Origin of the sequence: Nostoc sp. CENA543 (assembly GCF_002896875.1) — a bacterium.
In the GTDB taxonomy this organism is placed as follows: Bacteria; Cyanobacteriota; Cyanobacteriia; order Cyanobacteriales; family Nostocaceae; genus Trichormus.
Genome location: NZ_CP023278.1, coordinates 6,344,524 through 6,362,013 on the forward strand (window position 1 = coordinate 6,344,524; position 17,490 = coordinate 6,362,013).

Sequence of the window (17,490 nt, forward strand, 5' to 3'; positions counted from 1 at the left end):
AATCAGGTGGAGCTAAGTTAATAGGTAGGAAGCTGTGTTAGCAGCATTACTTTATGGTCAGGAAGATTTACGCTTAGAACAAGTTGCAGACCCAGTACCAGATTTTGGTGAAGTAGTCATTAAAGTAGGGGTAGCGACAACTTGCGGTACAGATTTAAAGGTATGGCGGCGCGGTGGTCATGCCAAAATGCTGAAACCACCGACCTTATTTGGCCATGAAGCAGCAGGAGAGATTATAGCAGTAGGTGCGGGTGTGATGGGTTGGCAAGTAGGCGATCGCATCGTCGCTAATAACTCCGCACCCTGTATGAAATGCTTTTTTTGCCAACGTCAAGAATATTCTCTGTGTCCCCACTTAACTTGGAATAACGGCACATTTGCAGAATACTTAAAAATTCCTGCGCCTATTGTGCAGCATAATATGTTGCCAGTTCCTGATGAATTGCCGTTAGCATTAGCAGCGATGACAGAACCCTTAGCTTGTGTATTGCATGGGGTCGCTCGTTCTCAGATTAAACCTCAAGATAGAGTAGTAGTTTTGGGGGATGGGGCGATTGGGTTGATGTTTGTTGCAGCTTTAGCTGAAAATACTGAGGTGTTGCTGTGGGGAGGTAACAACCACAGATTAGAAATTGGGGAAAAACTAGGCGCGGCTAAGACATTTAACTATCATCAAATACCAGACATTCCTGGCGTAGTTAAAGAACTAACAGATGGTTGGGGTGCAGATGTGGTGATTGAAGCAACGGGAGTACCCAGCGTTTGGGAAACTGCGATCGCCTGCGCCCGTCCTGGTGCTATTGTAAATTTATTTGGCGGTTGTCCTAGAGATACGACAATAACAGTCAACACAGAACAATTACATTACAGCGAACTCACCTTAAAAGGTATTTTCCACAACACACCTCAATATGTGAAGGCTGCACTTGCATTAATTGCTAGTCGCAAAATACCTTTTGAATTACTAATTAGTGAACAGCGACAATTGCAAGATTTAGAACAAGTTTTTCACGATATGAAAGCACGCAAAGTTATTAAAGTGGCGATGAATCCTTAATGTTCAACTTATTATTTATATGTCTTGTTCCAGATTGTTAAACATTCGGCACAATCTTCAAGCTGAAGAACCATATTATCATCGTGCCAATTCCTACTATAATCTCGGTAATTATCAAGCCGCAGTGGTAGATTATACAGAAGTAATTAGACAAAATACAGGTAAGTTTGGTTTCAGTCGAGGTGCATATTGGAATAGGGCGAGGGCTTACGAAAAGTTAGGAGAAAAACAACAAGCGATCGCAGATTTAACTCAATTAATTGGTAGTAGTAGTAAAAACGCTGAAGAGTACCTATTCAGAGGAAAACTTTACAAGGATTAATTCCTAACTGATGTGATTTATTTTTGTGTGTCAAGGCATGAATTATTCATAGATTTGCTATTACACATAACTATCTAATTAAGTGATTAACACTGCGTGATTACAGACTTTGAAATCACACAATATCTCAAATGTAGGGTGCGTCAGTACGATCAAACCTAACTCCACTCAGAAATCATTCATACTGACGCACCCGAATGAATCATCAATTTTGGATAATGTATTGTTTGATGTGAGTTTATCGTCAATGCAATAATTTTGCTGAAAAACGGGAAGACTATGATTACTCCCTTGTGGGGTAATTTCTCTGTAATTCCCGTATAGGAAAATGCTCAAAAAATCTCAGCTTAACTTATTGATTTGCGCCTGTACTCTGGTTTCTGGGTTAGGCGTGGGAATGCTATTTGATACCAAAGCCAATGCTTTACCAGGACAAAGTACAGAGGAAGTTGGGACTTGGATGAAAGCCCATCCAACTTTACGTCCTGGTAGTGGAGAAAAATTATATGTGCAGAAAAGTGATACAGCCGCCCAGCGATTTACCTTTCAGGCTTCTGTATTGCCTCCAGGTAAAGTAGAATTCACGAAAGATAGAAGTAGAATTCGCTATGAGCGTTTAGCAATGTATGATGCTGTTAACGGCATGAGTTTTCAGCGTTTGCAAGAGTCTTTACGCGTAATTTACGGCTTAGATATCTATCAAGACTTTAAAAACGCCCAAACTGTATATGAGTATCCTAACCAGAGTGCAATTAACTCAGCACGTTTTGCCAAAACTCCCATTAGAGAAGCTTTAAAGGGAGAATTACGAATAGGCGATCGCTACGCCTATTGGCTGGAAATTGCCCAACCACGCAACGGTAAAGCTTTCACCGGACAAATGACAGTTTTACTTAAAAGTGACTTAGATAAGTTAGAAGCCGAACTGCGAAATCGTTAGTTCAGATATGGCAGTTTTAGTTTCCTGTCAGCAATTATGACCCCGATTTTTCCAAAAATCTGGGGTTTTGTCATGGAATTATTGAATATTACGCTTGCTAATAATCACATACTCAATTCAGTTGTCTAAAATCAGCAATTAGTGTATAAATTTACGTTTTTTGCTGAGTAGGAATCATTTCCATTGGTTTTAATTATCCGTGAAGCAGCTACCCCTGAAGAGATAGAGGAAATGCTGAAAACTTGGGATGTATTTATTAAAATAGCAGTAGATATAGAACGTCAAATTCTAGCAGGTGGTGGCGTTCGCCATTACGAATGTGAACAAGAATTGCTCAAAGACGGTAGCAAACAACGATATATTTTCGGTGCTGATTGGTCTCCTTACACTCAGGAGATAGTATTTGAGTCAATTATTAACATTCGCCCCAGTCAAAACAATCGTAGTATGATCATCCAATCTCCACAAATTCGAGAACAAGTTAGCCAAATTACCAAGCAATTCCTAGGAGGAATGTAATGCCCAACTGGAGTGCAATTGAAGCTAGTTTTGTCAACCAAACCCATGCACAACAGTTGGGAGAATTGGCGGCTTGTTTAGCACGTCTCAATTCCTGGTTAGAAAAGAGTGCTAACCGTGACTTAGTCCCACTTTTAATTGAAGAAAGTTTGGTGTATTTATCTTTGATAAAACAAAAAAACGAAATAAATAATTTTGAATTCAATGAACTCCAAAATTCGTTACAGACATGGAAACAAGAGTGGCTAAATATTTGGGATAAGCCAAAAGAAACGGCACATATTAGGGTGACTGTATCTAATTGGTCACAGCAAATATTAGATATGTCTGGATTGCTGACTTCTAAATCTATGAGTGCTTAGTCTAAAAACTTCCAGGTGGAGGAGTTTGCCAAACGCCAGAAAAGATACTTTCCACAGCTAAAGCAATTCTCACTAAATCTTCCTTAAGTAATGGCGGCCAATCAACACCAACTCTGCGTCCAGCGATAAATAACTGTTGCGTTTTCACACTTAATTGATAAAGAGCAAAAGTTAATTCTCTATCTAGACTGGGAGATTCTTTCAAGGCTTCAAACACAACTTTTAAAGCTAACAAAATAGAGGTAATTTGACCTGGGACTGGTGGTTTACCTTGTTTCATCCGCGTCAACAGTGCATCTGGGTTTTCCTCAGTTGCAATTGTTTGGCCTAGTAGGAGTTTGCGAGCTGTTTCGTAATTCATCTATCCAGCGTAGTGTGGTTTTTTACAATCCCGTCAGTCTAGGTTAAATATATCTTTAGATTTTGTGTGTAACATTAGTATTGTGCCTGAATTTGTCTGACTACGGTAAGAGCTGAATAACTGACTCCGGCTGTACCTTCCCCTGGATGGGTGGAGTCACCAACTAGCCATAAAGCCTGAACAGGTGTACGGTTGGCAAAACCAAAGGGGCCAAAGGTGGGAATTCTTTGACCTATACCGCCAACTATACCGCGATCGCGCCCAGTATAGTAAGCAAAAGTTCGGGGTGTGGCGGCTTCTTGATAAACTATGGTTTCTGGTTTGAGATAAAAGTATTGCGCTAGTTTAGCGATCGCATCTTGGGTATACTGCTGTTTTAATCCTTGATAATCTTCAGTACGCCACCACTGTTGAGCATCTACAAAGGATGAAGCAATAATTGTGGCTTTCCCTGTTGGTGCGCGTCCATCACCCGCATGACTTACCGAAACAAATAAGGAATTATTCTCCCCAATTACCCCATCTGCATCATACATAAACTGTAAATGCGGCGGACAATCATCAGGAATCGCACTAGCATCTACACCCAAGTACACCACAAACGCACCAGATGGGAGGGGTAATTTTTCCACACGCCGTTTATAGCCAATGGGGGCTTTTTCTCCCAATAGTTGCACTAAATTCTGCACAGTGACGTTAGCAACTATATGATCTGCGGCTTCCGTCCAGACTTCGCCTGTTTTTTGGTTTCTAATCACCACAGCCGTAGCTTGGCCATTTTCCACTTTGATTTGTTCGACGGTGTGGCGCATTAATAATTTACCACCGTCTCTTTCTAAAGCTTGCACTAGGCGATCGCTTAATACCTGCATACTACCTTGGAGGTGATACAGTCCTTGGGGTAGTTGGGATACACTCAAAGCCGTAGCCGCGTAAAGTAAAGCTGTTTCTTCTGCACTGACTTGGGAATATAACTTCAGTTGCAAATCTAAAAATGTCCTGAGTCGGTGGTCATTTCCCAACCCAAACCACCTTAAAGCATCACCCACAGTTGACAAAGTAAAAGGTGCAGTAATCAACGTATTCGGACGTACTGCTTGAATTAACTGACCCAAATCCCACAAATTACGCGGTGGTAAAACGGGGTCGCGTCCCTGGAATTCCCAACTAGCATTAAATAATGTCGCCATCAGTTGCCAAAATGGTTCACTACCAGGAAACTGTTGTTGTCGTTCTTCCCGCCATTTTTCTGGGTCACGCCAAACATTAATCGGTGTATTTTCCCCAGGTAAAAAGACTGCACAAGCTGGGTCACAAGGGGTTGCATCTGGTAAATCTATTTCTAGTTCCGAAAAAATCCGATGATGAATTCCCCCTGGTTCTAACCCTGCAACTTGGGTTGCACCCACATCAAAGGTAAATCCTTGGCGTTTAAATGTGGAAGCACATCCGCCTGGGACAATGGCTTGGTCGAGAATTAACACGCTGTAACCACGATGGGCTAATAATGCAGCAGCCGTCAATCCACCGATTCCCGCACCGATGACAACTACACGGGGTTTATTTTGGTTAACAACAATATGAGACATTAAGATTAGCTTTACAAAAATTAATATTACTACTCATAATTTTACAAGCTAATCGTGGTGAAGTTGAGGCGATCGCCAAACTACTCACTAACTAATTCAGTTATGAGAATATAGTAAAGTTAACCATTGGAATGTTTGGGCAGAAGCCCCGATGCACGTTGGTGCAAGAAATAGGTACTGAAAAGCTATATAGTACCTATTTGTTGGAATTTGTTTTTCAAATGCAGAGGGGCGCGGAGGCTTACGCTGAAAGGCGCAGATATTTAACGGAAGCTTTATGAATAAGATAATAAATTCACTGATATCAAAAGCGGTAGGAAATTATCAGTGTTTTTCGTCTACTGATGTATATGTACATGAATCTAGTTTTTCGATAAACAAACTTTAAAATGACTCAGTTTAAATACTCTGGGTATTGAGAAAAAATTTGTGCCAAAAATATCTTAAGCAGTCTCTAGTTCTGCTGATGCAAATTACAACTACTATTAAAGGCGATCAAAGTATGCGGGGAGACCACGTTTACTATAATTGCGGTGCTTATAGCCATCATGGTATAGACTGTGGTGATGGTACAGTTATTCACTACACCAAAAGTTCAGGAAGAATTTCTCGAATTTCTTGGGCTGATTTTGCCTCTGGCGTGACAGTTTTTGTAAAAGAATATGGTCAATGTGACACACCTGATGTTGTAGTTTGGCGAGCTGAAAGCAGACTAGGGGAAAGTGCTTACGACCTATTTAAAAATAATTGTGAACACTTTGCTACATGGTGCAAAACAGGCATACAAGTAAGCGAACAAGTAAGAAATGCAGGAGCAGTTGGAGTGGGTGCATCTGGAAGTGGAGCAGCAGTTGCAGGTAGTCTCGGCGTTGTTAGTGCTGCGGGAGCAGCCGCCGGGTTAAGTGGAGCTGGCGTTATGTCAGGTCTGGCTACAGTAGGTGGAGTTGTTGGTGGTGGTGCAGTTGCAGGTATTGGTGCGCTTGGTTTAGCTCCTGCTGCTGTTACAGCAATAGCTATGAATCAGGTTTTAATAGATGATGAAACTCTTCCTGATAATGAACGTGAAGCTCGTGCTGTTGGCAGAACTATGACAACTGTTGGTGCATTAGCTGGTACTGCTGGAGCTGTGGGTACAGTTGCGGCGGCTGGAAGTGTTGCAGGTTTGAGTGCGGCTGGAATCACTTCTGGATTAGCAGCAGTTGGGGCTACAGTTGGGGGTGGAATGGTAGCAGGTGTTGCTATTACGGTTGCAGCACCTGCGGCGGCGGCGGCTGCTGTCGGCTATGGAGCTTATAGAATCTGGCAATGGCTTTCAGAATAATGATTCACTAATGATAAGTTAAGTGAGTTAGTTAGACTAACCTGCAATTTGTAGCTTGAATGCCCATTGTAACTATTAAAAAACACCTGTTAATTAGGTGTTTTTTTAATAAAGGTTAAGATTGGGAAATTTTATTAAAAATTTGAAGGGTGAGAAATCACCCTTTTTAATCTTTTTGACAATGATTTATTCTTAAGTATCCTGAAAATTTTTCTGAGGTGATGACTTTTAATGGGACTGAGCGTATTTAAGTATTTTTTCTGCTGACGCTACAAAGTTAAGTATGCTTTTTTACTTTTAAACATCATCTTACTATTAACGAGTAACTAGCCTGCGTTCGGCTTTGTCGTTGCCGATAGGCTAGGTAAACTTTGTTTGTCTAAACCAGATTCTAGTCTGAGAGCATTAATTTTCAGCTTCTGAGAAAAAATACAAGATACAGTCACATGAAATATATCAAGCGTCACGCGAACAAAATTGAGCTGATTGTCGAGGTGATTTTTTTAGTAGTCTTATTTCTGCTGGGATTTTTTCTGGATTATAAATACGCTGCTTCCTTATCCTGGAAATATTACTTATTTATGACTTTTTTAGCACTCATCTTACTTTTGCCAGTTTACTTAAAATCTCGGCGGAAACAAGAATTGTGGGTGTTTATCGGGTTCAATCTCAGCCTCTTCGCTTTGTACTTTATAACTCTCTCGCCTGTCAAACCCTTCACCCAGTTTTATCTCGACATTAAACATGGGATGACAATTCAAGAAGTGCAAACCAGATTTAACCAGCGTTTTCCTAAAGATGGAAGATTTCCTCAGCCAGAATCGCAACTCCTTGATGAAAGTCACGGTGTGCTAGAAAATATTGACCCAAAAGCAAAAGGCTTTTTAGCTGTACCTGACCAGCTTCTAAACTACATTCTTGACCCAAATGATGGTCGCTACAATGCAGAATTAGTGAATGTTTATTTCAAAGATGGCAAAGTGGTAGGAATGGAGTATTTGCCCGATTGAGAAAAACTTTACACCCAGCCTCAAAAAATCTTTGTGCGTCGAGCCTGTTTCAGATACAACAATCAAAGATATTTTCGGGTGACAGATAAGATAAAGAAGTAAGAACCTTGTTCACTCACCACTACCCATGACCTCAACCCTATTAAAATTTCCCCGTCTGAACGCCCCCAAAATACATCAATTGCCCAATGGCCTAACTATCATTGTTGAGCAAATGCCTGTGGAAGCGGTGAACCTTAACCTATGGATAAATATTGGTTCAGCCGTAGAATCTGATGAAATTAACGGTATGGCTCACTTTTTAGAGCATATGATTTTTAAGGGAACAGAGCGAATTGCTAGCGGTGAGTTTGAACGCCAAATTGAAGAACGTGGTGCTGTCACTAACGCCGCTACTAGCCAAGATTACACACATTACTACATAACCACCGCACCCAAAGATTTTGCTGAATTAGCTCCTTTACAAATAGAAGTTGTATTAAATGCTACTATTCCCGATGCAGCGTTTGAACGGGAAAGATTTGTAGTTTTAGAAGAAATTAGACGTTCTGAAGATAATCCCCGTCGCCGCACCTTTCGCCGAACGATGGAAACCGCTTTTGCAGAGTTACCTTACCGTCGTGCAGTGTTGGGGCCAGAATCAGTAATTTCTCAACTCACACCCCAGCAGATGCGAGATTTTCATCGCACTTGGTATCAACCACCATCGATGACGGCTGTGGCTGTAGGTAATTTACCAGAAGAAGAATTAATCGAAATTATCGCCAAAGCATTCACCCCAGTCCCCAGTCCCCAATCCCCAGTCCCCAGTCCCCAATCCCTCACCCTCGAACCTGCATTTACCGAAATTGTCAGACGAGAATTTGTTGACGAAAGTCTCCAGCAAGCGAGATTAGTGATGTTGTGGCGAGTTCCAGGGATGAATCAGCTAGAGCAAACTTATGCTTTGGATGTATTAGCAGGGATTTTGGGACACGGAAGAACATCAAGATTAGTTCAGGATTTGCGAGAAGAACGGGGGATAGTGTCTTCTATTGGTGTGAGTAATATGACTAATCGCCTACAAGGGACATTTTATATCTCTGCTAAGTGTGCAGTAGAAGACTTAGCAGAAGTAGAAACCGCGATCGCCCAACATATCCGCAGGTTACAAACAGAGTTAGTCACAGAAAAAGAAATCGCCCGTGTTCAAAAGCGCGTCGCCAATCGATTTATTTTTGGTAACGAAACACCAAGCGATCGCACCGGCTTATATGGCTACTATCACTCCCTCATCGGCGATTTAGAACCAGCATTCAATTACCCAGCCCACATCCAAGCCCAAGCCGCTCAAGATTTACTCCTAGCCGCTAATCAATACCTGTGTCCAGAAGCCTATGGTGTAGTGGTACTTAAACCCGCATAATTGAAGAGATAAAGATTGCTGAGTAAACTATGAGAGAACATATCACTCAGCAGTCTTTAATTTTGAATTTTGTAGGCGCAAGCCTTCTCGTAGAATATTTTGAATTTTGAATTTTTAAGATGTGGACTGAAATCGATGCCCAGATTAGCCGAGTGACTGGTGAAAAATTTCAGAGTCAAAACAGGCGATCGGTTAGTGGTGGTTGTATTAATCAAGGTTATTCTGTCTCGGATGGTATAACAACATACTTTGTCAAACTCAACCAAGCCTCTCAAGTCGCCATGTTTGAGGCGGAAATGTTGGGATTACAGCAGATGTATAATACTCAGACTATTCGCGTACCAAAACCAATCTGTTGGGGTACAGCCGGAAATTCTGGGTACATCGTCTTGGAATGGCTGGAAATGGGAGGCGGCAACAGCAATTCCTGGGCTGACATGGGACGCAAGTTAGCAGCTATGCACAAAGCCACCAGTCAGCGAGGTTTTGGTTGGGAGATGAATAACACCATCGGTTCTACACCCCAAATCAACACCTGGACAGCAGATTGGGTAGAATTCTATACCAAACATCGTCTCGGCTATCAATTCCAACTAGCGAGGCGACGGGGTGGAAGTTTTCCCAAACAGGATGATTTACTAGCCACAATTCCTGACTTATTAGCAGATCATCAAGTCCAACCTTCCCTAGTACATGGTGACTTGTGGGGTGGGAATGCTGGGTGTACTGTTGCAGACGAACCAGTGATATTTGATCCAGCCACTTATTTTGGCGATCGCGAAGTTGATATTGCCATGACAGAACTTTTCGGTGGCTTTCCCGCCGCCTTTTACCAAGGTTATAACGCTGTCTGGCCTCTAGATGCAGGTTATGAAACTCGCAAAACTCTATATAACCTCTACCACATCTTGAATCACTTCAATTTATTTGGTGGTGGTTATGCTTCCCAAGCCAATCGCATGATTGAACAGATTTTGCGGTAAAGCTCTGGAGTAAAATCTCCCCTACACCCTTAGATCCTTATACCCCTACACCCCTAATTACTGAGTATTAATCAAAGAAGGCAGCAACGGTTCAGGTTGAGGTGCAGGATTGAGGAATTGTTGCCATGTTTTAATTTGCTCTTGTGCTGCACTATAAGCAGCACTACCGCGTGGGACTAACCGCGCAGTTTCAATACCTTTGGCAATATCTGATGAACCTTGAGTACGGGCAATCTCTAATATCTGCTGACTCCATTGGTCGATCGCTATATTTGCATCCATCCGTAAAATGCTGTTGTTGGAAACTTTATCAGCGATGCGTATAGCTTCTAATAACGCTTCCGGTGTCCCACTTTGAGCTACAGCTTTGGCTTGTGACCAATTTTCTCTAGCACGGATTTGTCCTTGCCAGTCTTCTATGGCGTTTTGTGCTTCGCCAGCCAGCGATCGCCCAGAATTTGCTAGGGGTCTGGCAGCGTTAATGGCGGCTGTCAAATCTCCTGTTTGGGCTAAGTCTCGCGCCTGATCTAATATTGGTTGGTCTTGGATACGTTGTACTTTTCCTACCCAACTGCGAATTCTCCGGCGTGCTTCTGGGTATAATGCTCGTCCTTGGCGAATTTGACTAGCTTCGGCGATCGCTGCTTGTAAAGAATTACTATCACCCAGAAACGCCATTTGTTCAGCCCTTTCTAAATAAGGCCTGTCTTCAATTGTTTCTACTTGCGCTTGCCAACGGTTAATGTCTTCTTGGGCTTCCGAACCACGGGGATTGCTAGTTGGTATTAGCTGTGCTTCGGCAATGGCTGCTGTTAAATCGTTGATTGTCCCTTGATTTGCTAAATTTCGGGCTTTTTCTAGACGGGCGACATCTTCTATTTCTATCTGCCATCGGGCAATGAGTTGTTGGGCTTGATCGTAAACTGAACGTGATGGGTCTATTTGTTGTGCTTGGGTGATAGCTGCTTCTAAACCAGCAATATTTCCTATCCACGCGCTTCTTTGTGCGTCAGCTAAGGCAATGAAATCTTCTACTTCCCTTTGTAAACCAGTGATTTCCGGAATTTGTCTGGCGATGTCTAAGGCTGTATCTGCATCCCGTTGCTCCATTTTAGACTGGGCTAACTCCAGCATTTTACGCCCATAGGCAGGGATGAGTTCTTGGGCTTTGCTGTATAGGTAACTATTTTTGCCAATTGACTCAGCTAATTTAATAGCTTCTAAGAAATCATCAACTTTTTCACTCTTGGCTAGTGTGTCGGCTTTAGCTAACTTATCAACATCCTCTTTCGAGGATGTAATAATGCCATTTAATTCGTCGTATTTAATACTTGACCAATATTTATTATCTACACGTAGCAACTTTGACGCTAACATAAACGCCGATTGCCAACGTTGTTGTCGCAGTTCTTCTTCTGCATTTTTGTAGATGGTTTCTGCCCTTGTCCAAATGGTTTCCCATTTAGAAACTTGTTCGTCTACTAACTTGTAGGTTGGTAGGTCTTGGGGTATCTTACGGGCTGTGGCGATCGCCTCTTCTATTCTCCCCGCTTGAAAACTGGCATCTGCTAGTTCTAGAATGTTTTTTGACCACTCTTCTACAAATTGGTCAATTTGTCCCCTTAATGGGTGATCTGGTGGTAGTTGTTTCACAAGAGCGATCGCTTGTAATAGATCCCCAACTGTCTGCTTAGAAGCCGCCAGTTGAGCGCAATGTAATCGCACCGAAGCACTAGCCAACGGCCAAAAAATCGACGGACAATTGGGTGCAGACGGCAATTTCAGTAACATTGCTGTTGCCAAAAACGCCACACTACCAGGAATCAGCGTTAACAATATTGCCCACGCCACCCAACCTTTCATCCAGCGTGGTAACTTTATGTAACTTTTCTTCCGTTTGGGATTTGGGTTTGGTGAGTTGTTTGGAGATAATTCGGCGACGTGATTATCTTTTGGCTGCTTTAGCGCATCATAAGAACCAGTAGCCGGGATACCAGATGTTTGGTGATCACCGACCTTTTGGGTTTGGGATAATCTTTCTCGATCATCTGGATTTGTTCCTCTGGTTGGATGCCAACTTTCTGGGATATCCCGCTCTGTCATCTCTCACACCAAAATAGTTGAATAGCTATCTGTTTTAGAATGATAATTCGATTTGCGCCAGCGTAACTTTCTCATAATTAAAAAGTTACTTGTTACATGATCAGTCTCCACAGATATCATTAATAATTCACAGATTCAGCATTCCTGTATACTTAACCGGAAGCAGAAGATTCAGCTTGTAAATCCACAATTAATTGTGCTAAATGATCACTACTTGCTTGATAAACTCTGCCACAAAAGTCACAAGTTGCTTCTGCCCCATCATCTTTTACAATCATATCTTGTAACTCAGCTTCTCCCAACATCTTTAACGCCCCTAAGACCCGATCAAAAGAACATCCACAGTGGAAGCGTAAAATTTGGCTTTCTGGGAAAATATTTAAACCCATATCGCCGAGTAAATCATGGAATATTTCCGGCAAAGTTTTACCAGCTTGCAACAATGGTGTAAACCCTGATAAGGCAGCCACCCGTGATTCTAACTTTGCCACTAATTCTTCATCTCTGGCGGCTTTCGGTAACACCTGCACTAACAACCCACCAGATGCAGTGACTCCATTAGCACCAACAAATACACCTAAAACTAATGCTGAGGGTGTTTGTTCTGAATTCACGAGGTAGTGAGCCACATCATCACCGATTTCGCCAGAAACCAGTTCCACTGTACTGGAGTAAGGATAGCCATAACCAATATCTCTAACTACATAGAGATAGCCATTACCCACAGCACCACCCACATCTAGTTTCCCTCTGGCGTTGGGAGGCAATTCGATAGAGGGATTACCTACGTAACCCCTGACTGTACCATCTAAGCCAGCATCTACTAAAATACCGCCCAAAGGCCCATCACCTTTAACTCGGACGTTAACCCTAGATCCTGGACGCTTCATGCTAGAAGCCATCAATAAACCAGCCACCATCGTCCGCCCCAGAGCCGCCGTTGCTACGTAAGAAAGCTGGTGGCGTTGCCGTGCTTCTTCTGTCAGACGCGTAGTGATTGCACCTACTGCACGAATTCCACCATCGGCTGCTGTGGCGCGAATTAATTGATCCGCCATGAAAACCTTACCAATAATAATTGCTCAACAAACGCCCTTGCTCTTCAGCGTCGGGTTTCAAGTAACTTTTAGTATAACAAAACTTAACTTATACAAAATTTACGTAGGTATCGTTTGTCTCATGGGTAGCCTAATATCAATTTTTGTACCTTGGTTGACAGTAGAGCTACATTTAATTGAGCCTCCATGTTGCTCAACAATAATTTGATGGCTAATAGACAAACCTAAACCTGTTCCTTGACCAACTGGCTTAGTAGTAAAAAAAGGTTGAAAAATATTCTGGCGAGTTTCTTCACTCATCCCACAACCATTATCAGCAATTGAGATAGTGATATGATTATCTTCACAAATAAATGTGCGAATCCAAATAGTTGGTTTATCCAATGTGTCTTGACTAAAAGCATGAGCTTTTTGCATCAAAGCATCAATGGCATTATTCAGTAGATTGAGAAATACTTGATTTAAATATCGGGGATTACAAAAAAAATGCGGAATGTTGCCGTATTCTTTAATCACTGAAATAGCTTGGCTATTATTAGCAAAAGCTTTCAGCCTACTTTGCAAAATCACAATTGTACTATCAATACCTTGGTGAATATCAGCTTTTTTATAATCAGCCTCATTTAACCGAGAAAAATTTGATAGGGATTCTACAATCTCCATAATGCGATTTGCACCCACCTGCATCGAATTTAACAGATTTGGTAAATCACTCTGGATGAAATGAAAGTCGCTATTATCAAGAATATTAATGATTTTAGACTCTGGATTGGGATAGACATGAGCGTAGGTTGCTATAATATTCAGTAATTCATGGATATATTGTTTGAGGTATTGTAAATTGCCATGAATGAAACTGACAGGATTATTAATTTCGTGAGCAACCCCGGCTACCATTGTACCCAACGCTAACATAGTTTCGCGTTGAATTAATTGCATTTGAGTGTGTTGTGTTTCTTGCAGTTTCGATAATGCAAATTCTGCATCTTCCTTCGCTACACGATATTTTTCCTGAACTACTAACAATCTTTGCAGAGTTTGATAATAAATAGTAACTGTAAACAATACAAATAAAGCTCCAAAAAAGAACACCATACCAGTGAGCAATGGTATCCAATCTATCAACCTAGCAATTGTTAAATATATACATAAAGAATAGCCAAACAAGAAAAACACCATTAGCAAAAACATTATTTGCCAACTCAATCGCTCTGGCTCTTTTTTGAACAATTTGAGAATTTTGCTAGCTTTGATAATAGATAGTCCCATAATTCCAGCACCAAGCGCAATCATAGTGACAATGGAATACAGTACGAGTGGGGAATTTAACATAGTATATATTTACAATAAAAAGATGAATCACATCATTGTTGATGAATTAACCTCAAAATTCATTAACACATTAACATTTATATAATTTAAATAAAAATCAACACTGTGCTGTTACTAATAAACTATAATTTTCTTGTAAACTACAAGAGCATCAATTAATTTTTATCAAAATTTTATGTATTTTATTGATGCGTAAAGCCAGTATATATTTGAGCTTAAATAAATAAAACCCTACTATTTCTATTTCCAAATATAGTAATTATCTATCAATTGTCATATTCTACCCAAACATCATCACCAGTATAGGCATCAGATTTGATTACAAAACATACTCTCTAAAAGAGGAAACAGGGAATAAGAAATTATACGGAGTTTTTTTCTAAAATCAAATAATGAATCACATACTAGCATAAAAAATTACTTTAAATTTTTTGTCTACACGGTGATATTAAACCTGTGGATGGGTAACTTAAGTTTATGTAGGAATCCGATTTGATTATTGAAATTACTTACTTAGGTAGGGAACAGGAAAAAGGTACATAGGTGTATTGAACTTTTTCAGAAATCAAATATGATTTCTATATTCCTTTAAATAACTTGTATTAAGATATGCCAAAACGAATCATTGCTGAACTAAATGAAGAACAAGAAGCAATGATAGCCATCTACCGAGACAAATGGCGAAAGGTAGCAATTTCTACAGAAACAATTGATTATGAAAAAGTTGTAGCAATCATCAAAGCAGCTTATGTGGTGAGTGACTATCCTGAACCGGAGATTTTATTTTACAGTAATCCTCTGTTAGCAATTCAAGAAATCATAGCAATTGACAATTTTAGAAATTATCTAGGGCGTAAAATTCATATTAAGTTCTTAAAAAGAGTATTAGAACATATTCAACACGGAATAAATCAACAGCTTGATTATCAATTCCACATTAGATTGAGAAATCAAATACAATTTCCTAAATTTCCATATTACCCAACTGCAAGCAATCCACAAAATTCATACTTTCCACATAGTGTGAGAGAAAGTATTCAATAGCAATTAAGTCATGATCTCGATTCAATGGAAGTTGAGTATATTGATATTTTATATTTGACACAACCCTTGACGAGAACGGCAGATTGGGCAATTTGGGGTTGTATGTTAGATTTTTGTATTTCAGTTCTTGGACTTCACCACGACAAGAAAAAATGGCGAGTATTTCAAGATTTAATTCAATATTGTGGTTTGATATCCAAATTTGAGAAGGTTTGTATAGTGTGCGATCGCCCTTGCAAGTTATCGTTTAATCAAGACAATATCCTTCACGCTGAAGGAGAAGCCGCAATTCAATTTCCTGACGGTTATAGCATTTATGTACATCATGGTGTCCGATTACCAGCGAAATATAAGATGTAGAACTAATGTTTTTATTACCAATGACTTGTCCTAGCAAACAAAGGATTCATGTATTGTGGGTACTACCTGATATTCAATCAGCACAAGATATTATTTTTTGGGTAAATTGGGGTATTGCTCCTGAAGAGTTTAGTATGCAAACTTAAGCGTTTTAACTATTAGTAAGAAATTAAATTAATCATTTATGTCTATTTCCAAAAGCTTTATTGATAATTTATTACCTAATTCAGAGATAGAAGCCGATTTAATCAATACTCTATGGGAGAATGAATCAGAGTGTGTACTTGAATTAGCGCAAAGAAAAATTATAGTTCCTCGTAATGTACAACTAGAAGTAGTATCTAAAAGTTATAGGCAAAATAATTATCAAATTGGTTTTGGTAATTATTTTGCGACTCAAATATAGGAATCATATTTGATTTCTGAAAAAGACTTCGAGATAATAAGGTCAGAGATACCTGTCTAATAACGAACAATGATAAACCAGCATCTAGAAATGGCGATGCCTACGGCGGAAGTAGCAATCGCAGAACTACAAGAATTTATAGATAGTCGTCCAGATGCTCGTGAAGTAAGAAAAGCTTTGGCAGTAAAACTAGTGTATCAAGGTTACAAGTATGGAGAAATTCAAACAATTTTAGATGTGTCAATTGGTTCAATAACAAGCTGGAAGAAAGCTTACCAGGAAAAGGGAATTTTGGGTTTGCGCTTAAACTATAAGGGCAGAAAAAGTTATTTGAGTGATGAACAGCTCCTGCAAGTATTAAGTTGGTTGCAAACTAAAGAAATTTGGGAGTTGGGGGAACTGGAATATAAATTAGCATTTGAATATGATGTCATCTACGAATCGAAACGAAGTTACTATGATTTATTTGAAGCAGCAGGAATTAGTTGGAAAAAGACTACAGGCTTGAATCCAAAGGCTGATCAGGAGGTGGTTGCGGCAAAAAAAAACAACTTGAAACATTGCTGGCAAGCAACAGAGAGGAAATAGAAGCACGAAAGCTGAGAGTATTACTAATAGATGAGTGTCATTTATTATGGGGAGACGTAAATGGTTATGTTTGGGGAAGAACTGACCAAGAAATAGCAATTGAAGTCGTTAATGAACGAGATAAACAGACATATTATGGTGCAGTTGATTATCTCGACGGAAAGCTACTCTTGAAAGCATATAATGCTGGTAATTCAGACAATACAATTGATTATTTACGTTATTTATTAGAATCTTCTCCCGACCAAAGATTGCTTCTGATTTGGGATGGTGCTTCTTATCATCGTTCACATTTAGTTCAAAACTTTTTAGGCGAGATAAATCAAGGTTTACCGCCAGAAAAATGGAAAATTCATTGCATTCGTTTTGCTCCTAATTGTCCATCGCAAAATCCTATAGAGGATATTTGGTTACAAGCGAAAACCTGGGTTCGACGCTTTTGTGCTTTAATTCCAACATTTCGCCATTTAAAGTGGATGTTTGAGTGGTTTCTCCGAAATACTATGTTTGATTTTATGTCTCTTCAGATGTACGGAGCTTTTTCAGAAATCAAATACTAGTCCTATAGCAATTGGAGGAGTGAAAAAAATAGAATCAGGTATTTTATACCCAGTCTACTGCTTTGCTACTATATTTTATACTCTGGAGAAGAGGGTCATAACTGTAGATATTCACTCAGAAATGCGATAAAAAGTGAGAATAAGCTTTTCAGCTTATCCCAAACTCAGGT

General features: G+C 40.1%; 19 protein-coding genes. 14 read left to right on the plus strand and 5 right to left on the minus strand.

Annotated features, from left to right (window positions below):
* The first annotated feature begins 34 nt into the window (after nt 1-34).
* The 5 genes from CLI64_RS26675 to CLI64_RS26695 all read left to right on the plus strand — a co-directional run bounded on the left by CLI64_RS26675 (nt 35) and on the right by CLI64_RS26695 (nt 3,200).
* On the plus strand, nt 35-1,057 hold the full coding sequence (locus CLI64_RS26675) for a zinc-binding dehydrogenase (RefSeq protein WP_103140039.1): 1,023 nt from the start codon (nt 35-37) through the stop codon (nt 1,055-1,057).
* Between the two features lie 19 nt (nt 1,058-1,076).
* Complete coding sequence (locus CLI64_RS26680) at nt 1,077-1,379, plus strand: tetratricopeptide repeat protein (protein ID WP_225977435.1); 303 nt, start codon at nt 1,077-1,079, stop codon at nt 1,377-1,379.
* 328 nt (nt 1,380-1,707) lie between these two features.
* Nucleotides 1,708-2,319 (plus strand): hypothetical protein, encoded by a 612-nt coding sequence (locus CLI64_RS26685; protein ID WP_103140040.1) that lies wholly within the window; start codon nt 1,708-1,710, stop codon nt 2,317-2,319.
* Between the two features lie 183 nt (nt 2,320-2,502).
* Complete coding sequence (locus CLI64_RS26690; RefSeq protein ID WP_103140041.1) at nt 2,503-2,838, plus strand: DUF5674 family protein; 336 nt, start codon at nt 2,503-2,505, stop codon at nt 2,836-2,838.
* On the plus strand, nt 2,838-3,200 hold the full coding sequence (locus tag CLI64_RS26695; protein WP_103140042.1) for a hypothetical protein: 363 nt from the start codon (nt 2,838-2,840) through the stop codon (nt 3,198-3,200). Before CLI64_RS26690 ends, CLI64_RS26695 begins: the two co-directional genes overlap by 1 nt.
* Before the next feature lies 1 nt (nt 3,201).
* On the opposite strand, the gene CLI64_RS26700 is transcribed toward CLI64_RS26695, so the two are convergent.
* A complete protein-coding gene (locus tag CLI64_RS26700) occupies nt 3,202-3,561 on the minus strand; it encodes a Dethiobiotin synthetase (RefSeq protein ID WP_103140043.1) in 360 nt (119 codons plus the stop codon).
* 74 nt (nt 3,562-3,635) lie between these two features.
* Nucleotides 3,636-5,150: a C-3',4' desaturase CrtD gene (gene crtD, locus CLI64_RS26705; protein ID WP_103140044.1), complete on the minus strand. Its 1,515-nt coding sequence runs from the start codon at nt 5,148-5,150 to the stop codon at nt 3,636-3,638.
* A gap of 466 nt (nt 5,151-5,616) precedes the next feature.
* Between crtD and CLI64_RS31730 the strand changes: the two genes are divergently transcribed.
* The 4 genes from CLI64_RS31730 (at nt 5,617) to CLI64_RS26730 (ending at nt 9,869) form a co-directional block, all read left to right on the plus strand.
* Complete coding sequence (locus CLI64_RS31730) at nt 5,617-6,471, plus strand: lecithin retinol acyltransferase family protein (protein WP_225977436.1); 855 nt, start codon at nt 5,617-5,619, stop codon at nt 6,469-6,471.
* Nucleotides 6,472-6,917: 446 nt separating this feature from the next.
* Nucleotides 6,918-7,481 (plus strand): hypothetical protein, encoded by a 564-nt coding sequence (locus CLI64_RS26720; RefSeq protein ID WP_103140045.1) that lies wholly within the window; start codon nt 6,918-6,920, stop codon nt 7,479-7,481.
* Between the two features lie 127 nt (nt 7,482-7,608).
* Nucleotides 7,609-8,886: a pitrilysin family protein gene (locus tag CLI64_RS26725; RefSeq protein WP_103140046.1), complete on the plus strand. Its 1,278-nt coding sequence runs from the start codon at nt 7,609-7,611 to the stop codon at nt 8,884-8,886.
* 119 nt (nt 8,887-9,005) lie between these two features.
* On the plus strand, nt 9,006-9,869 hold the full coding sequence (locus CLI64_RS26730; RefSeq protein WP_103140047.1) for a fructosamine kinase family protein: 864 nt from the start codon (nt 9,006-9,008) through the stop codon (nt 9,867-9,869).
* 57 nt (nt 9,870-9,926) lie between these two features.
* Here CLI64_RS26730 and CLI64_RS26735 read toward each other — a convergent pair whose 3' ends face one another.
* The 3 genes from CLI64_RS26735 to CLI64_RS26745 form a co-directional block, all read right to left on the minus strand.
* Nucleotides 9,927-11,972, minus strand: a complete 2,046-nt coding sequence (locus CLI64_RS26735; protein ID WP_103140048.1) for a chromosome segregation ATPase — start codon at nt 11,970-11,972, stop codon at nt 9,927-9,929.
* Between the two features lie 152 nt (nt 11,973-12,124).
* Nucleotides 12,125-13,030: an Hsp33 family molecular chaperone HslO gene (gene hslO / locus CLI64_RS26740; protein ID WP_103140049.1), complete on the minus strand. Its 906-nt coding sequence runs from the start codon at nt 13,028-13,030 to the stop codon at nt 12,125-12,127.
* A gap of 99 nt (nt 13,031-13,129) precedes the next feature.
* Complete coding sequence (locus tag CLI64_RS26745; RefSeq protein WP_103140050.1) at nt 13,130-14,362, minus strand: sensor histidine kinase; 1,233 nt, start codon at nt 14,360-14,362, stop codon at nt 13,130-13,132.
* A 609-nt stretch (nt 14,363-14,971) separates the two neighbouring features.
* Between CLI64_RS26745 and CLI64_RS26750 the strand changes: the two genes are divergently transcribed.
* The 5 genes from CLI64_RS26750 (at nt 14,972) to CLI64_RS26765 (ending at nt 17,320) form a co-directional block, all read left to right on the plus strand.
* Nucleotides 14,972-15,406, plus strand: coding sequence for a hypothetical protein (locus CLI64_RS26750; protein ID WP_103140051.1), 435 nt, complete (start codon nt 14,972-14,974; stop codon nt 15,404-15,406).
* 24 nt (nt 15,407-15,430) lie between these two features.
* A complete protein-coding gene (locus CLI64_RS31735) occupies nt 15,431-15,766 on the plus strand; it encodes a DUF6745 domain-containing protein (protein WP_225977437.1) in 336 nt (111 codons plus the stop codon).
* 5 nt (nt 15,767-15,771) lie between these two features.
* Nucleotides 15,772-15,912, plus strand: coding sequence for a hypothetical protein (locus tag CLI64_RS31740; RefSeq protein ID WP_225977438.1), 141 nt, complete (start codon nt 15,772-15,774; stop codon nt 15,910-15,912).
* Nucleotides 15,913-15,950: 38 nt separating this feature from the next.
* Nucleotides 15,951-16,172: a hypothetical protein gene (locus CLI64_RS26760; RefSeq protein WP_103140052.1), complete on the plus strand. Its 222-nt coding sequence runs from the start codon at nt 15,951-15,953 to the stop codon at nt 16,170-16,172.
* 69 nt (nt 16,173-16,241) lie between these two features.
* Nucleotides 16,242-17,320 (plus strand): IS630 family transposase gene (locus CLI64_RS26765; RefSeq protein WP_374703947.1). Its coding sequence is split into 2 segments (ribosomal slippage): nt 16,242-16,710 and nt 16,710-17,320, totalling 1,080 coding nucleotides; the frame shifts between segments, so codons are not numbered across the junction.
* Nucleotides 17,321-17,490: the final 170 nt, after the last annotated feature.

Bases quoted from the DNA above. Each gene is read 5' to 3' on its own strand.
- CLI64_RS26700 (WP_103140043.1), bottom strand. From the start codon at position 3,561: ATGAATTACGAAACAGCTCGCAAACTCCTACTAGGCCAAACAATTGCA.
- CLI64_RS31730 (WP_225977436.1), top strand. From the start codon at position 5,617: ATGCAAATTACAACTACTATTAAAGGCGATCAAAGTATGCGGGGAGAC.
- CLI64_RS26685 (WP_103140040.1), top strand. From the start codon at position 1,708: ATGCTCAAAAAATCTCAGCTTAACTTATTGATTTGCGCCTGTACTCTG.
- CLI64_RS26680 (WP_225977435.1), top strand. From the start codon at position 1,077: ATGTCTTGTTCCAGATTGTTAAACATTCGGCACAATCTTCAAGCTGAA.
- crtD (WP_103140044.1), bottom strand. From the start codon at position 5,150: ATGTCTCATATTGTTGTTAACCAAAATAAACCCCGTGTAGTTGTCATC.
- CLI64_RS26730 (WP_103140047.1), top strand. From the start codon at position 9,006: ATGTGGACTGAAATCGATGCCCAGATTAGCCGAGTGACTGGTGAAAAA.
- CLI64_RS31735 (WP_225977437.1), top strand. From the start codon at position 15,431: ATGGAAGTTGAGTATATTGATATTTTATATTTGACACAACCCTTGACG.
- CLI64_RS26735 (WP_103140048.1), bottom strand. From the start codon at position 11,972: ATGACAGAGCGGGATATCCCAGAAAGTTGGCATCCAACCAGAGGAACA.
- CLI64_RS26745 (WP_103140050.1), bottom strand. From the start codon at position 14,362: ATGTTAAATTCCCCACTCGTACTGTATTCCATTGTCACTATGATTGCG.
- CLI64_RS26750 (WP_103140051.1), top strand. From the start codon at position 14,972: ATGCCAAAACGAATCATTGCTGAACTAAATGAAGAACAAGAAGCAATG.
- hslO (WP_103140049.1), bottom strand. From the start codon at position 13,030: ATGGCGGATCAATTAATTCGCGCCACAGCAGCCGATGGTGGAATTCGT.
- CLI64_RS26725 (WP_103140046.1), top strand. From the start codon at position 7,609: ATGACCTCAACCCTATTAAAATTTCCCCGTCTGAACGCCCCCAAAATA.
- CLI64_RS26760 (WP_103140052.1), top strand. From the start codon at position 15,951: ATGTCTATTTCCAAAAGCTTTATTGATAATTTATTACCTAATTCAGAG.
- CLI64_RS31740 (WP_225977438.1), top strand. From the start codon at position 15,772: ATGTTTTTATTACCAATGACTTGTCCTAGCAAACAAAGGATTCATGTA.
- CLI64_RS26720 (WP_103140045.1), top strand. From the start codon at position 6,918: ATGAAATATATCAAGCGTCACGCGAACAAAATTGAGCTGATTGTCGAG.
- CLI64_RS26695 (WP_103140042.1), top strand. From the start codon at position 2,838: ATGCCCAACTGGAGTGCAATTGAAGCTAGTTTTGTCAACCAAACCCAT.